The 25695-nt window shown below is 60.7% G+C and carries 23 protein-coding genes; 12 read left to right on the forward strand and 11 right to left on the reverse strand.

Annotation, left to right across the window (positions count from 1 at the left end; translation table 11 throughout):
• The first annotated feature begins 202 nt into the window (after window positions 1-202).
• A complete protein-coding gene (gene ppnP / locus ACSBQS_RS00595; protein WP_004940463.1) occupies window positions 203-493 on the forward strand; it encodes a pyrimidine/purine nucleoside phosphorylase in 291 nt (96 codons plus the stop codon).
• 65 nt (window positions 494-558) lie between these two features.
• Here the strand turns inward: ppnP and rdgC are convergent, their stop codons facing one another.
• Window positions 559-1470 carry a recombination-associated protein RdgC gene (rdgC, locus tag ACSBQS_RS00600; protein ID WP_004940461.1) on the reverse strand — a complete coding sequence of 304 codons (912 nt, stop codon included), beginning with the start codon at window positions 1468-1470 and terminating at the stop codon, window positions 559-561.
• A 216-nt stretch (window positions 1471-1686) separates the two neighbouring features.
• On the opposite strand from rdgC, the gene mak reads away from it, so the two are divergent.
• The 3 genes from mak (at window position 1687) to ACSBQS_RS00615 (ending at window position 3320) form a co-directional block, all read left to right on the forward strand.
• Complete coding sequence (gene mak, locus ACSBQS_RS00605) at window positions 1687-2601, forward strand: fructokinase (protein ID WP_197749703.1); 915 nt, start codon at window positions 1687-1689, stop codon at window positions 2599-2601.
• Between the two features lie 102 nt (window positions 2602-2703).
• Window positions 2704-2937: a type II toxin-antitoxin system Phd/YefM family antitoxin gene (locus tag ACSBQS_RS00610; RefSeq protein WP_004940455.1), complete on the forward strand. Its 234-nt coding sequence runs from the start codon at window positions 2704-2706 to the stop codon at window positions 2935-2937.
• Window positions 2934-3320 carry a type II toxin-antitoxin system VapC family toxin gene (locus tag ACSBQS_RS00615; protein ID WP_033651066.1) on the forward strand — a complete coding sequence of 129 codons (387 nt, stop codon included), beginning with the start codon at window positions 2934-2936 and terminating at the stop codon, window positions 3318-3320. The genes ACSBQS_RS00610 and ACSBQS_RS00615 overlap by 4 nt, the downstream gene beginning before the upstream one ends.
• Here ACSBQS_RS00615 and licT read toward each other — a convergent pair.
• The 3 genes from licT to sbcD all read right to left on the reverse strand — a co-directional run bounded on the left by licT (window position 3317) and on the right by sbcD (window position 8877).
• Window positions 3317-4165: a BglG family transcription antiterminator LicT gene (gene licT, locus ACSBQS_RS00620; protein ID WP_042783774.1), complete on the reverse strand. Its 849-nt coding sequence runs from the start codon at window positions 4163-4165 to the stop codon at window positions 3317-3319. The two genes, ACSBQS_RS00615 and licT, sit on opposite strands and share 4 nt — an antisense overlap.
• Window positions 4166-4396: 231 nt before the next feature.
• Window positions 4397-7648 carry an exonuclease subunit SbcC gene (gene sbcC / locus ACSBQS_RS00625; protein WP_197749702.1) on the reverse strand — a complete coding sequence of 1084 codons (3252 nt, stop codon included), beginning with the start codon at window positions 7646-7648 and terminating at the stop codon, window positions 4397-4399.
• Window positions 7645-8877 (reverse strand): exonuclease subunit SbcD, encoded by a 1233-nt coding sequence (gene sbcD / locus ACSBQS_RS00630; RefSeq protein WP_172755600.1) that lies wholly within the window; start codon window positions 8875-8877, stop codon window positions 7645-7647. The genes sbcC and sbcD overlap by 4 nt, the downstream gene beginning before the upstream one ends.
• A 215-nt stretch (window positions 8878-9092) precedes the next feature.
• On the opposite strand from sbcD, the gene phoB reads away from it, so the two are divergent.
• From phoB to proY, 5 genes are all read left to right on the forward strand, one after another.
• Window positions 9093-9782: a phosphate response regulator transcription factor PhoB gene (gene phoB, locus ACSBQS_RS00635; protein ID WP_004940438.1), complete on the forward strand. Its 690-nt coding sequence runs from the start codon at window positions 9093-9095 to the stop codon at window positions 9780-9782.
• A gap of 24 nt (window positions 9783-9806) precedes the next feature.
• Window positions 9807-11123 (forward strand): phosphate regulon sensor histidine kinase PhoR, encoded by a 1317-nt coding sequence (gene phoR / locus ACSBQS_RS00640; RefSeq protein ID WP_004940434.1) that lies wholly within the window; start codon window positions 9807-9809, stop codon window positions 11121-11123.
• Window positions 11124-11137: 14 nt separating this feature from the next.
• Entirely contained in the window at window positions 11138-12100 is a 963-nt protein-coding gene (locus tag ACSBQS_RS00645; RefSeq protein ID WP_197666200.1) for a PstS family phosphate ABC transporter substrate-binding protein, read from the forward strand.
• A gap of 486 nt (window positions 12101-12586) precedes the next feature.
• The gene (gene brnQ / locus ACSBQS_RS00650) at window positions 12587-13903 is read left to right on the forward strand and encodes a branched-chain amino acid transport system II carrier protein (RefSeq protein ID WP_182074079.1); all 1317 of its coding nucleotides are present in this window, start codon (window positions 12587-12589) and stop codon (window positions 13901-13903) included.
• 73 nt (window positions 13904-13976) lie between these two features.
• Window positions 13977-15383 carry a proline-specific permease ProY gene (gene proY / locus ACSBQS_RS00655; RefSeq protein ID WP_197749700.1) on the forward strand — a complete coding sequence of 469 codons (1407 nt, stop codon included), beginning with the start codon at window positions 13977-13979 and terminating at the stop codon, window positions 15381-15383.
• 45 nt (window positions 15384-15428) lie between these two features.
• Here proY and ACSBQS_RS00660 read toward each other — a convergent pair whose 3' ends face one another.
• The 4 genes from ACSBQS_RS00660 to ACSBQS_RS00675 form a co-directional block, all read right to left on the reverse strand.
• Window positions 15429-15716 (reverse strand): HigA family addiction module antitoxin, encoded by a 288-nt coding sequence (locus tag ACSBQS_RS00660; RefSeq protein WP_025160069.1) that lies wholly within the window; start codon window positions 15714-15716, stop codon window positions 15429-15431.
• Complete coding sequence (locus tag ACSBQS_RS00665) at window positions 15716-15994, reverse strand: type II toxin-antitoxin system RelE/ParE family toxin (protein ID WP_033651073.1); 279 nt, start codon at window positions 15992-15994, stop codon at window positions 15716-15718. The genes ACSBQS_RS00660 and ACSBQS_RS00665 overlap by 1 nt, the downstream gene beginning before the upstream one ends.
• Before the next feature lie 85 nt (window positions 15995-16079).
• Window positions 16080-16349 (reverse strand): hypothetical protein, encoded by a 270-nt coding sequence (locus ACSBQS_RS00670; protein WP_033651074.1) that lies wholly within the window; start codon window positions 16347-16349, stop codon window positions 16080-16082.
• Between the two features lie 132 nt (window positions 16350-16481).
• The gene (locus tag ACSBQS_RS00675) at window positions 16482-17738 is read right to left on the reverse strand and encodes a mechanosensitive ion channel family protein (protein WP_016928882.1); all 1257 of its coding nucleotides are present in this window, start codon (window positions 17736-17738) and stop codon (window positions 16482-16484) included.
• 246 nt (window positions 17739-17984) lie between these two features.
• Here ACSBQS_RS00675 and malZ point away from each other — a divergent pair, with 246 nt between their 5' ends.
• The gene (malZ, locus tag ACSBQS_RS00680) at window positions 17985-19808 is read left to right on the forward strand and encodes a maltodextrin glucosidase (RefSeq protein WP_342164315.1); all 1824 of its coding nucleotides are present in this window, start codon (window positions 17985-17987) and stop codon (window positions 19806-19808) included.
• 53 nt (window positions 19809-19861) lie between these two features.
• Here malZ and ggt read toward each other — a convergent pair whose 3' ends face one another.
• The 3 genes from ggt to ACSBQS_RS00695 all read right to left on the reverse strand — a co-directional run bounded on the left by ggt (window position 19862) and on the right by ACSBQS_RS00695 (window position 23274).
• Window positions 19862-21625: a gamma-glutamyltransferase gene (gene ggt / locus ACSBQS_RS00685; RefSeq protein ID WP_072628292.1), complete on the reverse strand. Its 1764-nt coding sequence runs from the start codon at window positions 21623-21625 to the stop codon at window positions 19862-19864.
• Window positions 21626-21860: 235 nt separating this feature from the next.
• Window positions 21861-22463 (reverse strand): peroxiredoxin C, encoded by a 603-nt coding sequence (locus tag ACSBQS_RS00690; RefSeq protein ID WP_004940403.1) that lies wholly within the window; start codon window positions 22461-22463, stop codon window positions 21861-21863.
• A 229-nt stretch (window positions 22464-22692) separates the two neighbouring features.
• On the reverse strand, window positions 22693-23274 hold the full coding sequence (locus tag ACSBQS_RS00695) for an ACP phosphodiesterase (protein ID WP_033651078.1): 582 nt from the start codon (window positions 23272-23274) through the stop codon (window positions 22693-22695).
• Between the two features lie 120 nt (window positions 23275-23394).
• Between ACSBQS_RS00695 and queA the strand changes: the two genes are divergently transcribed.
• A complete protein-coding gene (queA, locus tag ACSBQS_RS00700) occupies window positions 23395-24465 on the forward strand; it encodes a tRNA preQ1(34) S-adenosylmethionine ribosyltransferase-isomerase QueA (protein ID WP_033651079.1) in 1071 nt (356 codons plus the stop codon).
• 72 nt (window positions 24466-24537) lie between these two features.
• Entirely contained in the window at window positions 24538-25662 is a 1125-nt protein-coding gene (gene tgt / locus ACSBQS_RS00705; protein ID WP_016928877.1) for a tRNA guanosine(34) transglycosylase Tgt, read from the forward strand.
• The last annotated feature ends 33 nt before the right edge of the window (window positions 25663-25695 follow it).

A 25695-nucleotide genomic window follows, 5' to 3' on the forward strand; every position in this document is an offset into this window, starting at 1 on the left:
CTTTCCCGCGCGGATCGCACCGCTTGTCCCGCCAGACGCTGCGCACCGACTCTATTATGCTGTCCGCCCATTTGCCGGTAAGCGTCCCGGCAGCAGTTTGCTCTGCGCCGCGATCGCATTTCGCGTGAAAAACCAGTGACAGATCAACCGCAATCCCCCAATATGGATTTTCCATACAAGATGATGACGCGGGTGCCAGTCTATGCTGAAAGTGAATGAGTATTTTGCCGGAAAAGTGAAGTCTATCGGTTTTGACAGTAGCAGCATCGGTCTTACCAGCGTGGGTGTGATGGAAGAGGGCGAATACACCTTCTCCACCGCGCAGCCGGAAGAAATGACGGTGATCACCGGGGCGCTGAAAGTGCTGCTGCCGGGCGCGCCGGACTGGCAGGTGTTTACGCCGGGCGAGAAATTCTTCGTGCCGGGGCACAGCGAGTTCAACCTGCAGGTGGCTGACGCAACCGCCTATCTGTGCCGCTACCTGAGCAAATAAAGGTTGCTCGTTAGGGGAACGCAGGGCTCAGCGAACGCTGGGCCCTGGTCGTTTCTGAGGCGGGATTAACGCTGGGCTTCGCCGCCGAGCGCTTCGATGGTGTTTTTGATCAACGCCGCCAGCTCACTCGTCATCAGGATAAAGTCGGCGTCAAAGCGCTGGGCGAAGTCGTCGCGATCGATGTCGTCGTTCTGCTCGCGCAGCGTGTCGGCAAACTTCAGACGTTTTAATGAACCGTCGTCCGACAGCATCAGCTGAATGCGCTCCTGCCAATCCACCGCCAGCTTGGTCACCAGTTTGCCGGCTTCGATGTGCACCGCGATTTCGTCGCTGATCAGATTCTGTTTTTTGCAGCGGATCACGCCGCCTTCTTCCAGAATCGCTTTCAATTCCGCTTCATCCTGAATGGCGAAGCCGGCCGGCATCTCGCCGGAACGCACCCATTCGGTCAGCGTCAGTTCGATCGGGCTTTCCATCGTCAGCGGCACCACCGGCAGCGAACCGAGGCTTTTGCGCAGCAGCGCCAGCGTATCTTCGGCGCGTTTGGCGCTGGCGGCATCGACCATGATCAGATCGTTGACGGTGTCGATCCACATGAAAGTCTGGTTGAAGCGGCTGAATGCGCGCGGCAGCAGGCTGTGCAGCACTTCATCCTTCAACGCGTCCTTCTCGGTTTTCTTCAGTTTGCGGTGTTGTTCCGCCTCCAGGCGCTCAATCTTGGCCTGCAGCTCTTGCTTGATGACCGGCGACGGCAGGATTTTCTCTTCCTTGCGCGCGCAGATGACGATTTGGCCGTTGACCGCGTGCGTCAATGCATCGCTGTGCGAACCCATCGGGGAGACCCAGCCGGTCTTCGCCATGTCCTGGCTGCCGCACGGCGTGAAGGCGAACGCGCTGAGTTGTTTTTCCATTTCATCCGCGTTTAGCGCCACTTCGCGGCTCAAACGGTAAACCATCAAATTCTTAAACCACAGCATAATGTTATCCCAGGCTGGGCGTGCGTTCGGCACGCTGATTCGTCAAAAGCAGGGCGGCATGATAACGAATTGACGCTGAAAAATCGCCCCATTCTCTCTGAATTGCGTCGCTTTACGCAGCGAGAAAGGACGCGACGGAGGGTGGGAAACAGGTGATTCATTCGCGCGCTTACATTAGGCTGTGGCAACGCTGCGCGGCATCGAGGAGAAAAATACGTGCGCATTGGCATCGATTTGGGTGGAACGAAAATTGAAGTGATTGCGTTGGCGGACGACGGGCGGGAGCTGTTTCGCCATCGTATCGCCACGCCGCGCCATGACTACCGGCAAACTCTGGCGGCGATCGCCGGGCTGGTGAAACTGGCCGAGGATCATACCGGCGAACGGGGATCGGTCGGGATCGGCATTCCCGGCACGCTGTCGCCGTTTACCGGGCGGGTGAAAAACGCCAACTCGGTGTGGCTCAACGGCCAACCGCTGGACGAGGATCTGTCTGCGCTGCTGACGCGAGAGGTGCGCATCGCCAACGACGCCAACTGTCTGGCGGTGTCGGAAGCCACCGATGGCGCCGGCGCCGGCGCGAAAACCGTGTTTGCGGTCATCATCGGCACCGGCTGCGGCGCCGGCGTGGCGCTGAACGGCCAGGCGCATGCCGGCGGCAACGGCATCGCCGGTGAATGGGGGCACAATCCGCTGCCGTGGCAGGATGACGATGAGCTGCGTTACGCCCGCGAAGTGCCGTGTTACTGCGGCAAGCCGGGTTGCATCGAAACCTTTGTTTCCGGCACCGGTTTTGCCACCGACTATGCGCGCCTGAGCGGTAATGCGCTGCAAGGGCATGAGATCATGGCGCTGAGCGAGCGGGGCGATGCGTTGGCGGAGCAGGCGATTGGCCGCTACGAAATGCGGCTGGCGAAATCGCTGGCGCACGTGATCAACATGCTGGATCCGGATGTGGTGGTGCTCGGCGGCGGTATGAGCAACGTGGATCGTCTGTATCGCACGGTGCCGCAACTGGTGAAAGGCTGGGTGTTCGGCGGCGAGTGTGAAACGCCGATCCGCCAGGCCGTTCACGGCGATTCCAGCGGCGTGCGCGGTGCGGCCTGGCTGTGGCCGCAACAGCAGCGCTAAGCGTTGCAACAAAGCGCGAGGCTGCTCGCGCTTTAAACCCTTCACTGTACAAAAACTGGACGGCGCTTTATGCTTTAGCTAACTTAGCTAAGGAGGACACGTATGCCGATTCAGGCCAATATGCACGAAGCCAAATCCAATCTGAGCCAGTTGGCGGACAGAGCCGCGGAGGGAGAAACCGTGATTATTGCAAAAGCAGGGAAGCCGTACGTACAGCTGGTCGCCATCAAGGGGGAAGCGCGCCGCCCTGGCGCCGCCAAGGGCAGGTTCACCGTGCCGGCGGATTTCAACGCCGGGGATGCGGCCATTGCGGCGTTGTTTGAGGGCGATGAATGAAGCGCCTGTTGCTGGATACCCACGCGCTGCTGTGGTGGCTGATCGACGACGCCTGCCTGGGCGTGAACGCCAAAAGGCAGATCGCCGATCCGGGCAATGCGGTGTACGTCAGCGCGGCCAGCATTTGGGAGATCTCGATCAAGCAGGCGCTGGGCAAACTGGCGCTGCCGGAAGACATCTTTGCGATCATCGAGGCCGAGGATTTTCTGTCGTTGCCGATGGACGCCTTTCACTGCCAACAGGCCGGGCAGCTGCCGCCCCATCATCAAGATCCTTTCGATCGCATGCTGATCGCACAGGCGCAGGCCGAGGGGCTGACGCTGATCTCCGCCGACGCGGTGTTTCCGCAGTACGGCGTGCGGGTGGCGGACGCCCGCCGTTAAGCCGGCTTTTCCTCGCTTTCGCTGCGCACCCGTTCGATATGAATGGTCAGAAACATCATCTCTTCCGTGGTGAGCTGATGCTGATAGTGTTTTTCGATGTGGCGGTTGATCTTACCGGCGCAGGCGAATGACTCGCGGTACTTCTCTTTCACCACCTGATACAGCGAATCATCGTCGCTGTCGACGTAGTTTTTCCCCAGCAGGCGCTGGGCGAAGAACTTCAAATGGGTGACGAAGCGGTGGTAGCTCAGGGATTCCTCGTTGTAATCAAAGCGGAAATGGTATTTGACCAGGTTGAGGATCTCTTGCATCACGCGGGTAATGTGCAGCGTGTTGTGCATCTCGTCGTTAAGCTGGGCGTTGACCAGATGCAGGGCGATAAATCCGGCTTCGTCCTCCGGCAACGCGGTATCCAGCCGCTGTGCGATCAGGGCCAGCGCCTCCAGCCCGACGGCGAATTCGGCCGGATAGAGTTTTTTAATCTCCCACAGCAGCGCATTTTTGATATCCAGCCCTTGCGCATGGCGCTGCAGGGCGAAGTGGATGTGATCGGTCAGCGTGATGTAGACGATGTTATGCAACTTGCCCGGCAGGCGTTCGCGGGCGAGGGTGATGATTCTGTCGGCGGTGGTGACGCAGGCCAATGGGATCTCGGCGAGCAGCTCTTTATAGCGCTCGGCGATTTCTCCGCCGTTATGGGTGAAGACCTTTTCGATCAGGCTTTCGTCCAGCGTATCGCCGGGTTTCTTTTTAAAGCCGATTCCTTTTCCCATCACCACCGTCTCTGCCTGACGGTCGTCCAGCGTAATCACCACGTTATTATTGAGTATTTTAGCGATTTTCATGGTTTTTCCCGGTGTTTCAGCATCCTGAAAACGAAAAAACCTGACGCCCGGAAGCGATCCCGGGCGTCAGGTTTTGCCTGTATTTTATCTTTCTGCCCTGCGGCCTGAGCGGCGGAGGGGATACAGTAACAATCCTGTTATGCTGGCATAATAACCCGTGCCCGCCGCGGCTCAACGCTTTTCACCGCGGAGTGCCGCCGCGGTCACACTTCTGCGCCGCGAGCCGCGGGATCATTCCAGCCTGAAGTGCGCCTCCAGCCGGCTGACGCCGAGCCCGTTGACCTTTTTCACCTTGATCTGCACCGGAATGCGTTCTTTCATCGCCTCGACGTGGCTGATCACGCCGATGGTTTTGCCGGAGGCGTTCAGGCTGTCCAGCGCATCCAGCGCGGTGTCGAGGGTTTCGGCGTCCAGCGTGCCGAAGCCTTCGTCGAGGAACAGCGAGTCGATGCTGGTTTTATGGCTGACCAGATCGGACAACGCCAGCGCCAACGCCAGGCTGACCAGGAAGCTCTCGCCGCCGGACAGGGTGCGGGTATCGCGCAGCGCGTCCGCCTGCCAGGTGTCCACCACCTGCAGCTCCAGCGCATCGCTGGTCTTGCGCTGCAGCAGGTAGCGCCCGTGCAGCCGGCCGAGCTGCCGGTTGGCCAGATAGACCAGATGATCGAGCGTCAGCCCCTGAGCGAAGCGGCGGAACTTGTCGCCTTCTTTCGAGCCGATCAGCTGGTTGAGGTAGCTCCAGTCGTCGTAGTCTTGCTGGCTGCGGGCGATTTGCTCGAACAGCGCCTGCTGATTGAGGCGACGAGCGGCATCGCTTTCCAGCTGATTGCGCAGTTCGCCCTGACGCAGCTGCAACGTTTTCAACTGCTGTGCCAGCTCGGCCAGCGATTGGGTGAGCGCATCGATATCCGCATTGGCTTCATCCAGCCCTTCAGGGCGGCACTGCCGATGCTGCTCCAGCGTTTGCGTCGCCTGTGTCAGCAGGGCGGCGGCCTCCACCTGTCGCTGTTGCAGCCGCTCTTTGCGCTGCTGCAATTCGCGACGCAGGGCGTCGTCCAGCAGCGCGGCGGCGAAGGCGGTTTCATCGGCGAACTCGCTGTCGGCCAGCGCCTGCTGCCACTGCTGCTGCGCCTGCTGCAGCCGCTCCTGCATCTGGGTGAGCTGTTGTTGCAGCCCGGCCTGCTGGCCGGCCAGGCGTTCGCGCAGTTCCTGCGCCTTTTGCCACTGCTCGGCGGCCTGAATGCTGGCCTGTTCGCAGGCGATTTGTTTGGCGCGCAGCTGTTCGCGCACCAGGGCCACCTGCTGTTCGCCGAACAGCGCCAGCCGTTGCGCACGTCGTTCAGCGAGGGTTTTCTCGCCTTCTTGCCAGCGTTGTTGCAGCTCTTGCTGCTGTTGCAGGCTGTCGGCGTGGGCTTTCTGCAGCAGCGTAAAGCGTTCTTCGAGCAACGCCAGCTGTTGCTGCGTCTGCTGCTGCTGCGTTTGCAGAGCGATGAGCGCGTCTTTCGCCTGCTGTACCGCCTGCGCCGCCTGTTCATGCTGCTGCAGCGCCTGTTGCCCGCGCCGTTCTTCGTCGTCGCAGCCGTTCAGCCAGGCGCTGAGCTGCTCGCCATCCGCCAACGTAAAGTCGAACGCCAGCGGTGCGCTGAGCTGCCGCCACTGCTGCTGTTGGGCAGCCAGCTGCTGTTCATCCTGCGCGATGGTTTGCTGTTGGCGCTGTTGTTGTTCCTGCAGGCCTTCGCAGCGGGTACGCAGCTCGGTGCCCTGGGTTTGCAGTTTCTCGGCGAGGGTACGCATCTCGACCAAACGCTGTTCCGTGGCCGAAGGCTGCACCGCCTGATACTGCTCTACCGCCGGATGGCTGGTGGAACCGCACAGTGGGCAGGGGGCACCGCTTTGCAGCAGGGCGCGCTCCGCTTCCAGACTGACGATGCGTTTTTCCAGTTCGTGGATCCGCTCCACTTCCTGCAGCTGCGCCTTGTGCTGTTTGAATTGCTGACGCGCGCTCTCCAGCTGTTGTTGCAACCCGGCGAGCTGCGTTTGCCGCTCGGCATGCTCCGCCTGTTGCCGGGCCAGACGCTCGCGAGTCTGACGGTGAAGGGACGTCAGAGTAAATAGCTGCTGGCGCGTTGGGCGCAGGTCTGCCAGGGCGCTCAGGCGCTGGCGCAGCGGGGCCAGCGGCGTTTTCGCCTCCAGTGCCTGCTGCTGTTGCTGTTGAGCGGCCAGCGCATCACTCAGCGCATTCAACTGCTGCTGAAACTGTGCGGCCTGCGTCGTCAGCTGGCTGCGCTGAGCGGTGAGCTGCTCCAGCGTAGTTTGCTGCTGGGCGCACTGCTGCGCGGCGGCATCGCCGGCCTGTCGCCGCTCGGCCTGGGTCGATAGCAGTTGGGCTATCTGGTGATCGAGCGGGGCGACCTGCTCGTCGATCAGCTGTTGCTGTTGCCGCATATGCTCGGCATGGGTTTGCTGCGCCTGGCGGGTTTTCTCCACCGCCTGCTGCAGCGGGGTCAACTGCGCTGACTGCTGTTCCTGCTGCTGCGCCAACAGAGCCGCTTGCTGCTGTATCGTCTGCAGCTCGGCGCGGCAGCGATCGCGTTCACCGCGCAGCGGCCGCAATTTCTCGGCCGGCTCGCTGAGCGTCAGCCGCTGCAGCTGTGGGGCGGCCTCTGCCTGCTCGCGCTGGGCGGTGTCCAGCCGCAATTGCCCCTCGTTTTGCTGTTGCCGGAGGCGTTGCCATTGTTGCAGCCAGCTCAGCGCCTGTTGCTGCCGCTGGGTTTGCTCGCCGAGGGCGCTTTCCTGCGTGCTCAGCGCCGCCAGCTGTTCGGTCAGAGACTGGCGCTGCTCGTCGTTCAGCAGTTCGATGCCGCTGGCGCGTTGGTGCAACGCATCCAGGTCAGTTTTGGCCTGCTTGTGCGACTCGAACACCTGCTCGGACAGCCGCCCATAGATTTCGGTGCCGGTCAGCTCTTCCAACAGCTCGGCGCGATCGTTGGCGTCGGCGTTGAGGAAGGCGGCGAACTGCCCCTGAGACAGCATCATCGATTTGGTGAAGCGGCCGAAGTCCAGCCCGGTGATGGCGGCGGTGAGCTCCAGCTTGTCGCGCACTTTGTCCGCCAGGATCTTGCCGTCCTCGCGGCGCGCCAGTTCGACCTTCGGCGCCTGCAGGTTGCCGTCCGGCGCATTTTTGGCGCGGCGCTGGCTCCAGAAGGCGCGATAGCCGACGCCCTTGACCTCAAACTCGACCTCCGCCAGCGACTCGGCGGTGTGGCGGGTCATCAGCTCATTCTGGCTCGGGGTGACGTTAAGGCGCGGCGTTTGGTGGTACAGCGCCAGGCAAATGGCGTCCAGCAGGGTGGTTTTGCCCGCGCCGGTCGGGCCGGTAATGGCGAACAGGCCGTTGCTGGCGAAAGGCTCGGCGGTGAAGTCAATTTTCCATTCGCCCTGCAGCGAGTTGAGGTTTTTTAACCGCAGGCTGAGGATCTTCATGAATTCGTCTCCTCGGCGTTGTGCTGCACCGCCTCGACCACCTGGCGGAACATCTGGCGCATCCGCTGTTGGCGCGTTTCGGGCATCTCAGCCTCCTGCGCCAACCTGCGCTCGAACACCTCGTTGACGCTCAGTTCGTTCAGCGTTTCCTTATCCTGCTGCGCAATCGCCTGGCGGCGCTGCTCTTTGCTGCGCCGCAACAGCACTACTTCCACCGGCAGCTCATCCGCCAGCAGCTGGATGCGGCGCTGGATGTCGCTGAGGTAGTCCTGCGTCGCCACTTCGATATCCAGCCACACCGGCCGCTCGCCGGCATAGTCGGCAAATTGCCGCAGCTGCCGTTCGATCTCGGCCAGATCGCCTTTGATCAGCTGCATGGGCTGGAACTGTGGGATCGTTAACGCGTCAACCCGCTGCAGGGCGCCGTCGGCGAAATCCACCAGGAAGACGCTTTTGGCTTTGCCCAGCTCATCGAAGCTGAGCGGGATCGGCGAACCGCTATAGCGAATATGCTCCGATTTGGCTACGTTCTGCGCGCGGTGAATGTGGCCCAGCGCGATATAGTCGGCGGGCGGGAAGGCCTGCGCCGGGAAGGCGTCGAGGGTGCCGATATAGATGTCGCGCACCGAGTCGGAGGTGGTGACGCCGACGGTGGTCAGGTGGCCGGTGGCGACGATCGGCAGCGGCAAGCCCAGCTGGTCGCGGCGCTCGCAGGCCGCCTGATACAGCGTCTGATAATGTTCGGCGATGGCTTCCTGCAGCGCCTGCTGTTTCTGTGCGCCGGATTCGCCGGCGCGGCTGGTGAGCAGATCGCGCGGCCGCAGGAACGGAATGGCGCACAGCACCGCGCCCGGCTGGCCGTCGCGCCGGTTCAGCACTACGATTTGCTGTTCCGGAGCGCCCTGCGCGCTGGCGATCACCGTGGTGTTCAGGCAGGAGAGCAGCTCCCGCGATTCGTTCAGCGTCGCCACCGAGTCGTGGTTGCCGCCCAGCACCACCAACTGGCAGCCGGTGCGCTGCAGTTCCACCACGAAGCGGTTGTACAGTTCGCGGGCATAGCTGGGCGGTGAGCCGGTATCGAACAGATCCCCGGCGACGATCAGCGCATCCACCTGCTGCTGTTCGACCTGTTCGATCAGCCAGTTCAGAAAAGCCTGGTGCTCGGCGGCGCGGCTTTTGGTGAAAAAGTACTGGCCAAGGTGCCAGTCAGAGGTGTGGATCAGTCGCATGACACTCTCGGATGCAAAGATAATGGCGATGATTATAAAGGCCGCGGCGGCGGCTGTCCCGGCGCAATGATGATGACAACCGGATGATTTTTCTTTACTGCAGGAAATAATCGCTATGCTTACTGCCTATAACAGCCGGTTTTTTTCATAAAAGTGTCACAAAACTGACGCATAATGGCGCCCGAAAAGTCGCTAACACATTGGCAGGATTGACGATGGCAAGACGCATACTGGTGGTGGAAGACGAAGCGCCGATCCGTGAGATGGTGTGCTTTGTGTTGGAACAAAATGGTTACCAACCGTTGGAAGCCGAGGATTATGACAGCGCCGTGACGCGTCTGTCTGAGCCGTTCCCTGATTTGGTGTTGCTTGACTGGATGTTGCCCGGGGGTTCCGGCATTCAGTTTATCAAACATATGAAGCGCGAAGCGCTGACCCGCGATATCCCGGTGATGATGTTGACCGCGCGCGGCGAAGAAGAAGACCGGGTGCGCGGCCTGGAAGTGGGGGCGGATGATTACATCACCAAGCCGTTCTCGCCCAAGGAGCTGGTGGCGCGCATCAAGGCGGTCATGCGACGCATTTCACCGATGGCGGTGGAGGAGGTGATTGAAATGCAAGGGCTGAGCCTGGACCCGTCCTCCCACCGCGTGATGGCGAACGATCAGGCGCTGGACATGGGGCCGACCGAGTTCAAGCTGCTGCACTTCTTTATGACCCACCCGGAGCGGGTTTATAGCCGTGAGCAGTTGCTTAATCACGTCTGGGGCACTAACGTTTATGTGGAAGACCGTACCGTTGACGTGCATATCCGTCGGCTCCGCAAGGCGTTAGAAACCAGTGGGCATGATAAAATGGTTCAAACCGTTCGGGGCACCGGCTACCGGTTCTCAACGCGCTACTGATCGCGCCGCGCTGGAGAATATGCCGTGTTAGAACGTCTGTCGTGGAAGAGGCTGGCTCTGGAGCTGGCTCTTTTTTGTTTGCCCGCCTTACTGCTGGGGCTGATTTTCGGTTATCTGCCCTGGTTCCTGCTGGCCTCCGCGCTGGCTGCGCTGGTGTGGAATTTCTACAACCAGCTCAAACTCTCCCATTGGCTGTGGATCGACCGCAGCATGACGCCGCCGCCCGGCCGCTGGAGCTGGGAGCCGCTGTTTTATGGCCTGTATCAGATGCAGCAGCGCAACCGCCGCCGCCGGCGCGAGCTGGCGCTGCTTATCAAGCGTTTTCGCAGCGGGGCCGAATCGCTGCCTGACGCGGTGGTGATGACCACCGTCGAGGGCAACATCTTCTGGTGCAACGGGCTGGCGCAGCATCTGCTCGGCTTCCGCTGGCCGGAAGACAACGGCCAGCACATCCTTAACCTGCTGCGTTATCCGGAATTCAGCCACTATCTGCAACAGCAGGAGTTTTCGCGTCCGCTGACGCTGCAGTTGAACAACGAACACTACGTCGAATTCCGCGTGATGCCGTATTCCGAAGGGCAGTTGCTGATGGTGGCGCGCGACGTCACCCAGATGCGCCAGCTGGAGGGCGCGCGGCGCAACTTCTTCGCCAACGTCAGCCATGAGCTGCGCACGCCGCTGACGGTGCTGCAGGGCTACCTGGAGATGATGGGCGACGAAGAGCAGGACGGTTCGCTGCGCAGCAAGGCGCTCAGCACCATGCAAGAGCAGACCCGCCGGATGGACGGGCTGGTCAAGCAACTGCTGACGCTGTCGCGCATCGAGGCGGCGCCCAATGTCGACATGAACGAGCGGGTGGATATCCCGCTGATGCTGCGGGTGTTGCAGCGCGAGGCGCAATCGCTGAGCGGCGGCAATCATGAGATCACCTTCCGGGTTAACGAGCAGCTCAACGTGTTCGGCAATGAAGACCAGTTGCGCAGCGCGGTGTCTAACCTGGTGTACAACGCGGTCAACCACACGCCGAAGGGCACCCATATCGAAGTGAGCTGGCAACAGACGGCGCACGGCGCGCAGTTCCAGGTCAGCGACAACGGGCCGGGCATCGCCGCCGAACACCTGCCGCGCCTGACCGAGCGTTTTTACCGCGTCGACAAGGCCCGCTCGCGCCAGACCGGCGGCAGCGGGCTGGGGCTGGCGATCGTCAAGCACGCGCTCAGCCATCACGACGCGCGGCTGGAGATCCTCAGCGAACCGGGGATCGGCACCCGCTTTATCTTTACCTTGCCCAATCGGTTGATTGTTCCCGCCGCTTTATCAGAGAATGCGGTGAAAAATTAACGCGAGACACCGGTATGACCCGAATAACCCGAGGGCTGTTGCTTTGCCTGGCGCTGCTGGCCGGACGCGGCGCGCTGGCGCAGCCTGACGGCATGTTGGCGGGCAACCTGTCCAGCGTCGGTTCCGACACGCTGGCGAATCTGATGGCGCTGTGGGCGCAGGATTTCAGCCAGCATTATCCCAACGTCAACCTGCAGATCCAGGCCTCCGGCTCCTCGACCGCGCCGACCGCCTTGGCCGCGGGCGCCGCGCAGCTCGGCCCGATGAGCCGGCCGATGAAGGCGGCCGAGATCTCGGCATTCGAACACCGTTACGGCTATGCGCCGCTGGCGGTGCCGGTAGCGGTGGATGCGCTGGTGGTATTGGTGCATCAGGATAATCCGCTGCGCGGCCTCAACCTGCAGCAGCTCGACCGCATTTTCTCCGCCACCCGGCGCTGCGGCGAAAGCCAGCCGCTGACGCGCTGGGGCGAGCTGGGTCTGCGCGGCGACTGGGCGTCGCGTTCGCTGCAGCGCTTTGGCCGCAACTCGGCGTCCGGCACCTATGGCTACTTCAAACTGCGCGCGCTGTGCGGCGGCGATTTCATGCCGCGCGTCAATGAGCTGCCCGGCTCGGCCTCGGTGGTGCAGGCGGTGGCCGGTTCGCTCAACGGCATCGGCTACGCCAGCATTGGCTTTCGCGCCAGCGGCGTGCGGCTGCTGCCATTGGCGGAGTCGGGAGAGGACTATGTCGCGCCTACCGCCGCCAACGTGCGCAACGATCGCTACCCGCTGTCGCGCTATCTGTATATCTACATCAACAAAGCCCCCCATCAACCGCTGGAGCCGCGGACCGCCGCGTTTCTCGATCGCGTGCTGTCGACACCAGGCCAAAGCCTGGTCAACCACGACGGCTATCTGCCGCTGCCGCCGGCCACCCTGCAGAAGACCCGTCAGGCGCTGGGGTTGCCACCGCTCGCGCCGGCCATGGCGCAATAAACGACAAAAAACGGCGTAATTTTCACCTTTTTTTATGGCGAAACGAAGCTCATACCACGCGAAAATCGGCTTTTTATTGGCGATTTCGAGCGGTAAAGCGATATATGCTTCACGTTTTGTGAATTCATTGTTCAAAAATGATACAAATCATGTAGTGTATATTTATTGATAGCCAATATGATCGACTGGTGGCTAAAGTTTATATGGTCGATAGCTCTGCTTTTCGCCGTGCGTCTTGCCTTGAAGCGCTATAAACGTTTACCTTAGCCTTCGTTGTCGGATTAAACCTCCATTTTTATAACTCCTAAAATTTTGCCCATCTTTTATGAGCGGCCACTTTCGAATAGGGACATAAACGCCGGATCGACTGCGTTTAGGGTGCTTATTTGGCGCGGCGACGATCGGGCATGCCGGCAACCGGGTGGGGCGTCACGCCACCACGCTATCGGACCCTTTTTTTCATTTGAACAGGCAACACGACATCGTATGAGTCATCGTTTAACGTCAAAAGATATCCTGGCACTGGGCTTTATGACCTTTGCCTTATTCGTCGGGGCCGGGAACATCATCTTCCCGCCGATGGTCGGTTTGCAGTCCGGTGAACACGTCTGGACTGCGGCGCTGGGCTTCCTGATCACCGCCGTGGGCCTGCCGGTCATCACCGTCATCGCGCTGGCGCGCGTCGGCGGTGGCATCGACGCCCTCAGTTCGCCAATCGGCCGCGGCGCCGGCTTGCTGCTGGCGACAGTCTGCTACCTGGCCGTCGGCCCGCTGTTCGCGACGCCGCGTACCGCCACCGTGTCCTTCGAAGTGGGCATCGCCCCGCTGACCGGCGACGGCGCCATGCCGCTGTTCATCTACAGCCTGGTGTACTTCGCGCTGGTGATCGGCATCTCTCTGTATCCGGGCCGCCTGCTCGATACCGTCGGCCATGTGCTGGCGCCGCTGAAGATTGTCGCGCTGGCCGTACTGGGCATCGCCGCGCTGCTGTGGCCTGCCGGTGCGCCGATTCCGGCGACGACGGCTTATCAGAGCGTGCCTTTCTCCTCCGGCTTCGTTAACGGCTATCTGACCATGGATACGCTGGGCGCGCTGGTGTTCGGCATCGTTATCGTCAACGCGGCGCGTTCGCGCGGCGTGAAAGACGCCGGTTTGTTGACCCGCTACACCATTCTGGCCGGTTTGATCGCCGGCGTGGGCCTGACGCTGGTGTACCTGAGCCTGTTCAAACTGGGTTCCGGCAGCGGCGCGCTGGTGCCGAACGCCACCAACGGCGCGGTGATCCTGCACGCTTACGTTCAGAACACCTTTGGCGGCCTCGGCAGCTTCTTCCTGGCGGCGCTGATCTTCATCGCATGTATGGTGACCGCAGTGGGCCTGACCTGCGCCTGCGCCGAGTTCTTCGCGCAATACCTGCCGTTCTCTTACAAGACGCTGGTGTTTATTCTGGGCCTGTTCTCGATGGTGGTGTCCAACCTCGGCCTGAGCCACCTGATCCAGATCTCCATTCCGGTGCTGACCGCGATTTACCCGCCGTGCATCGTGCTGGTGGTGCTGAGCTTCACCCTGCGTTGGTGGCACAGCGCGCCGCGCATCATCGCGCCGGTGATGCTTGTCAGCCTGTTGTTTGGTATCCTTGACGCGGTGAAAGCGTCCAGCTTCCAGCAGCTGCTGCCGGCCTGGACCACTCACCTGCCGCTGGCGGAGCAGGGGTTGGCATGGTTGCCGCCTTCGCTGCTGATGCTGGCGCTGGTCGCGATTTATGATCGGGTGTGCACGCGTTCCCAAGTGACCGCGCACTGATAATCCCCCGGCTTAATCTAGGGCCACGGACATGTCCGTGGCTTTTTTACGTTTAAAACTATGGGTCATTTTCATGCAACAACAGTCACCCACCACTGTCCCCGACAATAAGCTGAAACGCGGCCTCAGCACGCGTCATATCCGCTTTATGGCGTTGGGGTCGGCCATCGGCACCGGCTTGTTCTACGGCTCGGCGGACGCCATCAAAATGGCCGGCCCGAGCGTGCTGCTGGCTTACCTGATCGGCGGCATTGTGGCCTTCATCATCATGCGCGCGCTGGGGGAGATGTCGGTCAACAACCCGCAGGCCAGCTCGTTTTCCCGCTACGCGCAGGACTACCTCGGCCCGATGGCGGGTTACATCACCGGCTGGACCTACTGCTTTGAGATCCTGATCGTCGCCATTGCCGACGTGACCGCCTTCGGCATTTATATGGGGGTCTGGTTCCCGGAAGTGCCGCACTGGATCTGGGTGCTGAGCGTGGTGTTGATCATCGGCGCCATCAACCTGATGAGCGTCAAGGTGTTCGGCGAGCTCGAGTTCTGGTTCTCGTTCTTCAAGGTCGCCACCATCATCATCATGATCGCGGCCGGCATCGGCATCATCATCTGGGGCATCGGCAACGGCGGGCAACCGACCGGCATTCATAACCTGTGGTCGAACGGCGGCTTCTTCAGCAACGGCTTTATCGGCATGATCCTGTCGCTGCAGCTGGTGATGTTCGCTTACGGCGGCATTGAAATCATCGGCATCACCGCCGGCGAAGCCAAGGATCCGAAAAAATCGATTCCGAAAGCCATCAACTCGGTGCCGTGGCGCATTCTGGTGTTCTACGTCGGCACGCTGTTCGTCATCATGTCTATCTACCCGTGGAACCAGGTGGGCACCAACGGCAGCCCGTTCGTGCTGACTTTCCAGCATATGGGCATCACCGTGGCGGCGGGTATCCTCAACTTCGTGGTGATCACCGCTTCGCTGTCGGCGATCAACAGCGACGTGTTCGGCGTCGGCCGCATGCTGCACGGCATGGCCGAGCAGGGCCATGCGCCGAAGATGTTCAGTAAGGTGTCGAAACGCGGCATTCCCTGGGTGACGGTGGTCGTGATGATGCTGGCGCTGCTGCTGGCGGTATACCTCAACTACATCATGCCGGAGAGCGTGTTCCTGGTGATCGCCTCCCTGGCGACCTTCGCCACCGTGTGGGTGTGGATCATGATCCTGTTCTCGCAAATCGCCTTCCGCCGCAGCCTGAGCAAAGAGCAGGTGAAGCAGTTGGCGTTCCCGCTGCGCGGCGGGGTGTTCACCTCGGTGGTGGCGATCGTGTTCCTGGTATTCATCATCGGTCTTATCGGCTACTTCCCGACCACGCGCGTCTCGCTGTACGCCGGCCTGGTCTGGGTAGTGTTGCTGTTGGCGGGGTACTGGTTCAAGGTCAACCGCCAGAAAAAACGCGCGCTGCTGGCGACGTCGCAAGACTAAATGGAAAAACACCGGCTGAGGCCGGTGTTTTTTTAGGGGCAGGCGTCAAGCAAAGTCCAGCTTGCGTAGTTTGGAAACGTCTATGGACTGCCTGGCCTGCCACAGATCGTAAGCATCTTGCATTCCCATCCAGACCTGTTCGGAACTGCCTATTACGATGGACAGGCGGATGGCCATTTCCGGCGAGATATCGGATTTACCGCTGATCAGGCGTTGAACCGTAGACGGCGCGACGTCCAATGCTTTGGCCAGCGCGCGCGCGCTGAGATTCAGCGTTTCCATGGTTTCTTTGATCAACTCACCAGGATGAGGAGGATTATGCATGCGGTTCATTAGTGATAGTCCTCATAATTCACGATATAAACATCACCCTCGACCAGTTCAAACGTGATGCGCCAGTTACCGGTCACGGTGACGGACCATTGCCCATTGCGAGCGCCCGTTAGCGGATGCAAGAAGAAGCCGGGTAAATCCACGTCATCAATCACTTTCGCTAAATCCAGCACGCTCAGCCGCAGCGCGATTTTTTTCGCCTGTTTGGCGTCGATACCTGCTGTTGAACCGGTTTCGAAAAACTTTTTGAGTCCCTTATGCTTGAAGCTTCTTATCATCCTGATGGCTCCATGAGTGTTGCGCTATACGCATCATAGTAGGGCGTTGCGTATCACGCAACAAATTGGGGCGTTTTTTAACCCACTATGTCTGGCGTTTGTCCTCCGCTTCCTCATCCCCGGCGGCGCGGGCTTCGATGCGTATGCCGCCGTCGTTCAGGCGTTCCTCCTCTTCCTCGCCGGCGCAGCGCGCCAGCACTTCGCGAATGTCCTGCAGGTTGCTGCTGAGGGCGCTCAGCGAAGGTTGCAGATTGCGGGGCATGCGGCTTTCATCCAGCAAAGCGTTGTGCAGGCAGCCGATAAACAACAGGGTGGCCATCAGGGTAAACAGCCGATGACGTATCCGTTTCAGCAAGGGCTTTCCCTCTCGGTGGTGAAGGTGAGGGCGCATTAACGCCGTTTTCGCCGGGGAAAAGAAGGGGATGGAGATATCTGCTGGCAATTGAAAGCGAATAATTACCAGCAGACACAGTTACGTCAGCCGACGTCAGGAAGCGTTCGCGCTTTGTCGCAGCATGCCGCGCAGGTCGTTGCCGGTCGGCGTCTGATGCACGCGCAGGCCGAACTCGTCGATCACCGCCAGGATATGGTCGAAAATATCCGCCTGAATGCTTTCGTACTCCGCCCAGACCGTGGTGTTGGTGAAGGCGTAGATTTCCAGCGGCAGGCCTTCCGGCGTCGGTGCCAGCTGGCGCACCATCAGGGTCATGTTCTGGTGAATGCGCGGGTGAGCGCGCAGGTAGGCTTCCAGATAGGCGCGCAGCGTGCCGAGGTTGGTCAGGCGGCGGCCGTTGAGCGGCGAGGCCAGATCGACGGCGATCTCCTGGTTGTGCTGGCTCAGTTCCTGGGTCTTGACGTTCAGGTAGCTGTGCAGCAGCGGGTTGCGCTGCAGGCGGCGCTGTTCCTCTTCCGACAGGAAGTGCACGCTGCCGGTGTCGATATTCAAACTGCGCTTGATGCGGCGCCCGCCGGATTCCGACATCGAACGCCAGTTTTTGAACGAGTCGGAGATCAGCGCGTAGGTCGGTATGGTGGTGACGGTGTTGTCCCAGTTACGCACTTTGACCGTGGTCAGGCCGATGTCAGTGACCGCGCCGTCGGCGCCGTATTTCGGCATTTCCAGCCAGTCGCCGATCTTCAGCATGTCGTTGGCGGAGAGCTGAATGCCGGCCACCAGCCCGAGGATCGGATCCTTGAACACCAACATCAAGACCGCCGTCATGGCGCCCAGGCCGCTGAGCAGCAACAGCGGCGATTTGCCCATCAGCAGCGAGACGATCATGATGCCGATCAGGATCGCCGCCACCAGTTTCAGGCCCTGGAAAATGCCGCGCAGCGGCAGCTGATTGGAAATCGGGCTTTGGCGCAGCAGCGCCAGCAGCGTATCCAGCAGCGAGAACAGCGACAGCAGGGTGAAGGCGAGTATCCACACCTGCGCGGCGGTGACGATCACCGCCTGGGTCTGGCTGCCGCTCTGCAGCCACAGCGTCGCCTGGATGCTGATGATCACCCCTTGCAGCAGCAGCGCCACGCGCTGGAACAGTTTGTATTGGGTGATGGCCTGTTGCCAGACACGCTGCGACTGCTGGCCGCGGCGCTGAAGAGCAGCCAACACCACCCGATGGAGCACCAGGTGGATCGCTACCGAGATCAGAACAATCAACCCCAATACCATCAACAGCGACATCACTCCGCCGAATTCCAAACCAAACTGTTCCAGCCAGCGCGTTATCTGTTGTTGCATTACCGCTCCTTAAAAAATGCGCAAAAAATATCCTGTAAACTTAAAACACGTTAGCCTAAGGGGTAACGTGCAGGATTTGTGCCTGTTTACCTTTTTTTACATCAAGTTAGCGCTATTTTTCGGTCTCCGCCCCCCGGCTCATCCCCGGGTTTTGCGGCCAGAGAGGAGGGGGAGTTGCACTTAACGTGGCATTGTTCGTTTCTTGAAGAACGCCGTCGATTTCGTTTGGTACAGCAGGAGAACAGTATGCTTAACGCCTGGCATCAACCGGTCCCGCCTTTTGTGGTGAAGCAAGGGCAACGTTTGGATATCACGCTGTGGTTACAAGGGGATGAACTGCCGGAACGGGTGTTTTTGCGCGCCGAACCGGACAACGAAGAGTGGCTGCTGGTGATGAAAGCGCAGCGCCACGAGGGGATGCGGCGCTACCAGGCCAGCCTGACGCTGAATGAGGGCGAGCCGACGCGGCGATACTGCTTCAAGCTGCTGTGGGCCGATCGCCAACAGTGGTTCGGCCCGCAGGGCTGGTCGCCAACGCCGCCGGGCCAGCTGGCGCAGTTCGCCGTCGACGATCCTGACAATGGCCCCGAGTGGGTGGCGGATCAGCTGTTCTACCAGATTTTCCCCGATCGCTTCGCCAGCAGCGGTGGCGAGCACGGCATCCAGAGCGGCAGCTATCGCCATCATGCGGCCGGCGCCGAGGTGATTCGGCGCGACTGGCAGCACCCGTTGGAGGATCGCCACGCCGCCTCGACCTTTTACGGCGGCGATCTGGACGGCATCAGCGGCAAACTGCCGTACCTGCAGCAGCTGGGCGTGACGGCGTTGTACCTGAACCCGATTTTTACCGCGCCGAGCGTGCATAAGTACGATACCGAGGACTATTACCAGGTCGATCCGCACTTCGGCGGCAACGCGGCGCTGCAGCGTTTGCGAGTAAGCACTCACAAGGTAGGCATGAAACTGGTGCTGGATGGGGTATTCAACCACACCGGCGATTCGCACCCGTGGTTTGACCGCCATCGTCAGGGCGAAAACGGCGCCTGTCACCACCCCGATTCGCCGTATCGCGGCTGGTTCAACTTCTACCCGGACGGCCGCGCGCTCGACTGGAAGGGTAACGCCAGCCTGCCGAAGCTCAACTTCGCCGAGCCGCAGGTGGCGGAAGCGATCTATCGCGGGGAAGGCAGCGTGGTGCGCCACTGGCTGCGCCCGCCGTACAGCATCGACGGTTGGCGGCTGGATGTGGTGCATATGCTGGGGGAGAACGGCGGCGCTGCCGGCAACCTGCGTCACCTGGCGGGCATCTATCAGGCGGTGAAGCAGGAGAATCCTCAGGCCTACGTAGTGGGCGAGCACTTTGGCGACGCGCGTCGCTGGCTGCACGCCGGCGTGGAGGATGCGGCGATGAACTACATGGGGTTCGCGCTGCCGGTGCGGGCGTTTTTGGCGGGGCTGGACGTGGCCTATCACCCGGTGCGGCTGGACGCCGCCGGATGCGTGCAGTGGATGGACGGCTACCGCGCCGGGTTGCCGCACGGCCGCCAGCTGATCCAGTTCAACCAGCTGGACAGCCACGATACCGCGCGTTTCCTCACGCTGTTGCAGGGGAACGCGGCGCGCATGCAGATGGCGGCGGTGTGGTTGCTGAGCTGGATCGGCGTGCCTTGCCTCTATTACGGCGATGAGATTGGTCTGGACGGCGGCAACGATCCGTTCTGCCGCAAGCCGTTCCCGTGGGACGTCGGCGACTGGGATCGGCCGCTGCTGGCGCTGTTCCAGCGCATGGCGGCGCTGCGTAAACAGAGCCTGGCGCTGCGTCGCGGCGGCTGTCAGGTGCTGTACGCCAGCGGAGAAACGCTGGTGTTCGTGCGCCTGTATCAGCAGGAGCAGGTGCTGGTGGCGCTGCAGCGTGACGGCAGCGGCCAGGCGCAGCTGCCGCACAACCCGCTGTTGGCCCGAGGCCCGTGGCGGCGCGTGGAAGGGCGGGGAGAGTTGAGCGAAACGGCCGGCGGGCTGCGCCTGCAGCTGGCGGAAGAATCGGCCACCGTGTGGCGCTGTGAAGGCTAAGGGAACTGCGGGGGCCGAAGGGCCCCCGCGATTAAGGTGAGTGGGCGTTTACATCAGTAACCGACCGCGGAGCCTGCCGGGCGACGCACGTCGTTGGCGCCGTACAGGTAACCTTCGCGCACTTTGCCGGAAACCGCCGAATCGTTGCCGGAGTTGGCCGGGCTGACGCCCGCCGCGCCAGGCAAACCGACCAGAATCAGTTCGGCGGCGCCCCACGGCGTTTGTTCGACCATCTTATAGCCCATGCCGCTCAGCAGTTTTAGCGTATCGGCGGAAACGCCGCGCTGTTCGTAGTACACCTCATCCGGCAGCCATTGGTGATGGATGCGCGGCGCGTCCACCGCTTCCTGTGGCGCCATGCCGTGGTCGATCACGTTCAACGCGGTCTGCAGGGTGATGGTGATGATGCGCGAACCACCCGGCGAGCCCAGCACCATAAAGATCTTGTTGTCCTTGGTTACCAGCGTCGGGCTCATTGACGATAGTGGGCGCTTACCGGGGGCAATGCTGTTGGCGGTGCCCTGCACCAGCCCGTACAAGTTTTTCTCGCCCACTTTGACCGTAAAATCGTCCATCTCATCGTTGAGGAAGAAGCCGGTGCCCGGTGCGATCACCACGGCGCCGAAGCGGCCGTTGACGGTATAGGTGGTGGAGACCGCGTTGCCGTCATGGTCGACGATCGAATAGTGGGTGGTTTCCGGCTTCTCATGCGGTTCCATGCCGGGCTGCACATTTTCCGACGGCGTGGCCTTGTCCGCGACGATTTTCTTGCGGATCTGCTCGGCGTAGCTCTTGCTCACCAGCCGGTCGATCGGGTTCTTGATGAATTCCGGGTCGCCGAGGTAGGTGTTGCGGTCCATGTAGGCATGGCGCATCGCCTCGGTCATGGTGTGAATGGCCGCTGCCGAGTTGAAGCCCATGCTTTTCAGGTCATAGCCTTCCACCACGTTGAGGATTTCGCACAGCGTCACGCCGCCGGAGCTGGGAGGCGGCGCCGACACGAACTTGTAGCCGCGATAGCTGCAGGTGATCGGTGGGGTTTCGGTGACTTTATAGTTGGCGAAGTCGGCCGCCGTTAAAATGCCGCCGCCCTGTTTGGCCGCCGCCTCTACCGCCTGCGGGATCTTGCCTTTGTAGAAGGCGTCGGTTCCCCCTTTGGCGATGGCTTCCAGCGTATTGGCCAGATCGGTTTGCACCAGTTTGTCTCCCGGCTGCAGCGGGCTGCCGTCCGGGCGCAGGAAGATTTTGGCCGACTCGGGATCCTGTTTGAAACGTGCAACGGTGGTGTCGAGAATATCGGTATCAGCGCGGGTCAGCACAAAGCCTTCGCGCGCCAGCTTGATCGCCGGCGCCAGCACCTGTTCGCGGCTCAGTTTGCCGTACTTCTCACGCGCGGTTTCCATTCCCAGCACGGTGCCCGGCACGCCCGCCGCCAGATAGCCGTACAGGCTGGCGTCTTTCTTCACCTTGCCGTCGGCGTCCAGATACATGTTGGCGCTGGCCGCCGCCGGCGCGGTTTCGCGGAAGTTGATGAAGGTGTCGGTGCCGTCCGCCAGGTGGACGGTCATAAAGCCACCGCCGCCGATGTTGCCGCAGCAGGGATTCACCACCGCCTGCGCGTAGCCGACCGCCACGGCGGCGTCGATGGCGTTGCCGCCCATTTTCAGGATATCCACCCCGACCTGCGAAGCCAGATGCTGCGAGGTGACCACCATGCCGTTTTTGGCCTCCACCGCCGGATTGGACGCCGCATGCAGGCTGCCGCTGACCAGCAGCGCCGCCATGGTCAGGGGTTTGCTCCATTTCTGTAAAAACATAGTTATTCCTACCCTGTCAGTTTTTTATTGTGTTGTGTTTGCTTGGCTGTTGTTCACTTGCAAAGCGCGAGCCAGCGTTATTGATAGTAGCCGCAGATGGGCGCACGCGCGGCGAGCAGGGTGGGAAATGTGAGCGGAAACAGGGAAATAAAGCACTGAAGGCGGGCGTGTTGCCCCAAAAAGGGGCATAAAAAAACCGGCCGCGGAGGCCGGTTGATTCACTATCAGGCTGAAATTACAGCTTGGCAGCGTTTTCAGACAGGTATTTTGCCACGCCGTCTGGGGAAGCGCCCATACCTGCTTTGCCTTTTTCCCACTGAGCCGGGCACACTTCACCGTGCTCTTCGTGGAATTGCAGCGCGTCAACGGTACGGATCATTTCGTCGATGTTACGGCCGATTGGCAGGTCGTTAACAACCTGAGCACGCACGATGCCGTCTTTGTCGATCAGGAAGGAGCCGCGCAGCGCAACGCCGGCTTCCGGGTGTTCGATGCCGTAAGCTTTCTGGATTTCACGCTTAACGTCAGCAACCATTGCGTATTTCACTTCACCGATGCCGCCTTTGTCGACAGGGGTTTTACGCCATGCGTTGTGGACGAACTCTGAGTCGAAGGAAACGCCAACCACTTCAACGCCACGCTTCTGGAACTCTTCATAGCGGTGATCGAAAGCGATCAGCTCGGAAGGGCATACGAAGGTGAAGTCCATTGGCCAGAAGAACAGGACGGCCGGTTTGCCGTTCAGGTGCTTCTTCAGGTTGAAGTTTTCAACGATTTCGCCGCTACCCAGTACGGCAGCTGCAGTGAAGTCAGGGGCTTGACGAGTTACCAGGACCATAATTACTCCTGTAATAGGTGTTAAAGGGTGGATGTAAAAACAAGGGCCAGTATAGGGGCCGCGACGTGGTGAATAAAGGGCAAAAGACCAATCGCTGAGATAGCTTTTACCTATTAAATTCACTAATTAAATTTGACAGGCTTTAAAAATAACCTTTTCCCACAAAAGGGCAAGCGGCAAAACGTAAATTCTTGCAAGGCGCTGCAATTTCAAACGCTTGGGCTTGACCTCACAGCGTTTTTTCCTTCGCCTGCTGCATCATTTGCGGATAAAACTGCCAGAATTGTGTTTCAAGCTGATGATAATGCCGCTCGACGTCGGCGAACGAGCCGGCCAGGGCATCGAGGCGCGGACGGCGGCTGGCCATGCCCTGCAATACCCGGGCGATGAACGGCAATTCGGCGTAGCGTTCCAGCCAGCGTTCCGGCCACAGATAGCCGTTCAGGTTCTGAAAACGCGGCGGCGTGAGCGGCAGGTAAGGTTCGATCTGGCTGCGGGCTTCCTGGGTAAACTGGTGCAGGTCGCGTGAAGGCTCCAGCTGCTGCCAGTGGCGCGCCAGAAAATGGTCCCACACCACGTCGAGGGTGATCGGCGCTACGCGGCGGTAGGGGGCGCTGAAATAGTCGCGGCAGGCTTTCACCTGCGGCAGGCTGTCGGTCAGCACGTCGACGCGGCGGTGCATCATGATGCCGGCTACGACCTCGGGCTGATAGTCGGCGGCGGGGTTGCCGCGCACGAAATCGGCCAGCAGGTTGCCCAGCAGCGAGCTGTCCGCCAGCATGGCCAGGTGAAGATGAGCGAGAAAATTCATCCCTCAACTATACCCGAAGTCAGGCAAATCCTCCTTATTTCTTGCCGCTGACCGCCCCCGGCTTTAGACTAGGCCGCCTGTTTTTTACCAACCAGCCTTAAATTGAAGAAGTGAATACCCATGCGCGTCGCTGATTTTTCGTTTGAACTTCCCGAATCCCTGATTGCCCACTATCCCCAGGCCGAGCGCAGCGCATGCCGCCTGCTGCAGCTGGACGGGCCGAGCGGGGCGCTGACGCACGGCGTATTCACCGATCTGCTGGACAAGCTGGAAGCCGGCGACCTGCTGGTGTTCAACAATACCCGCGTGATCCCGGCGCGCATGTTCGGCCGCAAGGTCAGCGGCGGCAAGATTGAAGTGCTGGTGGAGCGCGTGCTGGACGACCATCGCGTGCTGGCGCACGTGCGCGCGTCGAAAGCGCCCAAGCCGGGCGCCGAGCTGCTGCTGGGGGATGACGAGAGCATCGCCGCCACCATGGTGGCGCGCCACGAGACGCTGTTCGAGCTGCGCTTCAACGACGAACGCGATGTCTTCACCCTTCTCAACGCGGCCGGCCATATGCCGCTGCCGCCTTATATCGCTCGCCCGGATGAGGACGCCGACCGCGAACTGTATCAGACGGTCTACAGCGAGAAGCCGGGCGCGGTCGCCGCGCCGACCGCCGGTCTGCACTTCGACGAACCGCTGCTGGCGGCGCTGCGCGCCAAGGGCGTTGAAATGGCGTTCGTAACGCTGCACGTCGGCGCCGGCACCTTCCAGCCGGTGCGCGTGGAAACCATCGAAGATCACGTGATGCACGCCGAATACGCCGAAGTGCCGCAGGAGGTCGTGGATGCGGTGCTGGCCTGTAAAGCGCGCGGCAAGCGCGTGGTGGCGGTGGGCACCACCTCGGTGCGTTCGCTGGAAAGCGCCGCGGCGGCCAGCAAAGAGGCGCTGATTGCGCCGTTCTTCGGCGACACCAGCATCTTTATCTATCCGGGTTACCACTATCAGGTGATCGACGCGCTGGTGACCAACTTCCACCTGCCGGAGTCCACCCTGATCATGCTGGTGTCGGCTTTCGCCGGCTACAAAAATACCATGAACGCCTATCAGCAGGCGGTGGCCGAGCAGTATCGCTTTTTCAGCTACGGCGATGCGATGTTCATCAGCCGTAATCCGCAGGCGGAAAACGAGTCCGTCGGCGGTTAATTTCCCGGGCTGCGCCCACGGCGCGGCCCCGTTTCAACGACATCAGACTGTTTCTCTGATGCTGGAGGCTTTGTGAAGTACGAACTACAAACTACCGATGGCCGCGCACGCCGCGGCCGCCTGATTTTTGACCGCGGCGTAGTGGAAACCCCGGCCTTTATGCCGGTCGGTACCTACGGCACGGTCAAGGGCATGACGCCGGAAGAAGTGAAAGAGACCGGCGCGCAGATCCTGCTGGGCAACACCTTCCACCTGTGGCTGCGCCCTGGCCAGGAGATCATGAAGCTGCACGGCGATCTGCACGATTTCATGCAGTGGCCGGGCCCGATCCTCACCGACTCCGGCGGTTTCCAGGTGTTCAGCCTGGGGGCGATGCGCAAGATCAAAGAGGAAGGCGTGTACTTCCGCAACCCGATCAACGGCGACAAGGTGTTCCTGAGCCCGGAAAAATCGATGGAAATCCAGTATGACCTGGGTTCCGACATCGTGATGATCTTCGATGAATGTACGCCGTACCCGGCCGACTGGGACTACGCCAAGCGTTCGATGGAAATGTCGCTGCGTTGGGCGCAGCGCAGCCGCCAGCGTTTCGACGAGCTGGAAAATAAAAATGCGCTGTTCGGCATCATTCAGGGCGGCGTTTACGAAGATTTACGTGATGTTTCAGTAAAAGGGCTGGTGGATATCGGCTTTGATGGGTACGCTGTGGGCGGCTTGGCTGTAGGCGAGCCGAAAGAGGATATGCATCGCATTCTTGAACACGTTTGCCCGCAAATTCCGGAAGATAAGCCACGCTATTTGATGGGCGTCGGCAAGCCGGAAGATTTGGTGGAAGGCGTGCGCCGCGGCATCGACATGTTCGACTGCGTCATGCCGACCCGCAACGCCCGCAACGGCCATTTGTTCGTGACTGACGGTGTGGTAAAAATCCGTAATGCCAAGCACAAGGATGATACTTCTCCGCTGGATAAAGACTGTGATTGCTACACGTGTCGCCATTACAGCCGCGCCTACTTGCACCATCTCGACCGTTGCAACGAAATATTGGGTGCTCGACTGAACACAATTCATAACCTGCGTCACTACCAGCGCCTGATGGCGGGTTTACGCCAGGCTATCGAAGAGGGTAAATTAGAGCAGTTTGTTGCGGATTTCTATGGTCGGATCGGCAAGCCGATTCCGCCTTTAAACGCTTGATCTAATAATTGATAACTTAATGAGGGAATTTCA

This window comes from Serratia sp. H402Y (assembly GCF_051172415.1).
GTDB lineage: Bacteria > Pseudomonadota > Gammaproteobacteria > Enterobacterales > Enterobacteriaceae > Serratia > Serratia ureilytica.

Bases quoted from the DNA above. Each gene is read 5' to 3' on its own strand.
- ppnP (WP_004940463.1), top strand. From the start codon at position 203: ATGCTGAAAGTGAATGAGTATTTTGCCGGAAAAGTGAAGTCTATCGGT.
- rdgC (WP_004940461.1), bottom strand. From the start codon at position 1,470: ATGCTGTGGTTTAAGAATTTGATGGTTTACCGTTTGAGCCGCGAAGTG.
- ACSBQS_RS00610 (WP_004940455.1), top strand. From the start codon at position 2,704: ATGCCGATTCAGGCCAATATGCACGAAGCCAAATCCAATCTGAGCCAG.
- ACSBQS_RS00615 (WP_033651066.1), top strand. From the start codon at position 2,934: ATGAAGCGCCTGTTGCTGGATACCCACGCGCTGCTGTGGTGGCTGATC.
- licT (WP_042783774.1), bottom strand. From the start codon at position 4,165: ATGAAAATCGCTAAAATACTCAATAATAACGTGGTGATTACGCTGGAC.
- sbcC (WP_197749702.1), bottom strand. From the start codon at position 7,648: ATGAAGATCCTCAGCCTGCGGTTAAAAAACCTCAACTCGCTGCAGGGC.
- sbcD (WP_172755600.1), bottom strand. From the start codon at position 8,877: ATGCGACTGATCCACACCTCTGACTGGCACCTTGGCCAGTACTTTTTC.
- phoB (WP_004940438.1), top strand. From the start codon at position 9,093: ATGGCAAGACGCATACTGGTGGTGGAAGACGAAGCGCCGATCCGTGAG.
- ACSBQS_RS00645 (WP_197666200.1), top strand. From the start codon at position 11,138: ATGACCCGAATAACCCGAGGGCTGTTGCTTTGCCTGGCGCTGCTGGCC.
- brnQ (WP_182074079.1), top strand. From the start codon at position 12,587: ATGAGTCATCGTTTAACGTCAAAAGATATCCTGGCACTGGGCTTTATG.
- proY (WP_197749700.1), top strand. From the start codon at position 13,977: ATGCAACAACAGTCACCCACCACTGTCCCCGACAATAAGCTGAAACGC.
- ACSBQS_RS00660 (WP_025160069.1), bottom strand. From the start codon at position 15,716: ATGAACCGCATGCATAATCCTCCTCATCCTGGTGAGTTGATCAAAGAA.
- ACSBQS_RS00665 (WP_033651073.1), bottom strand. From the start codon at position 15,994: ATGATAAGAAGCTTCAAGCATAAGGGACTCAAAAAGTTTTTCGAAACC.
- ACSBQS_RS00675 (WP_016928882.1), bottom strand. From the start codon at position 17,738: ATGCAACAACAGATAACGCGCTGGCTGGAACAGTTTGGTTTGGAATTC.
- malZ (WP_342164315.1), top strand. From the start codon at position 17,985: ATGCTTAACGCCTGGCATCAACCGGTCCCGCCTTTTGTGGTGAAGCAA.
- ggt (WP_072628292.1), bottom strand. From the start codon at position 21,625: ATGTTTTTACAGAAATGGAGCAAACCCCTGACCATGGCGGCGCTGCTG.
- ACSBQS_RS00690 (WP_004940403.1), bottom strand. From the start codon at position 22,463: ATGGTCCTGGTAACTCGTCAAGCCCCTGACTTCACTGCAGCTGCCGTA.
- ACSBQS_RS00695 (WP_033651078.1), bottom strand. From the start codon at position 23,274: ATGAATTTTCTCGCTCATCTTCACCTGGCCATGCTGGCGGACAGCTCG.
- queA (WP_033651079.1), top strand. From the start codon at position 23,395: ATGCGCGTCGCTGATTTTTCGTTTGAACTTCCCGAATCCCTGATTGCC.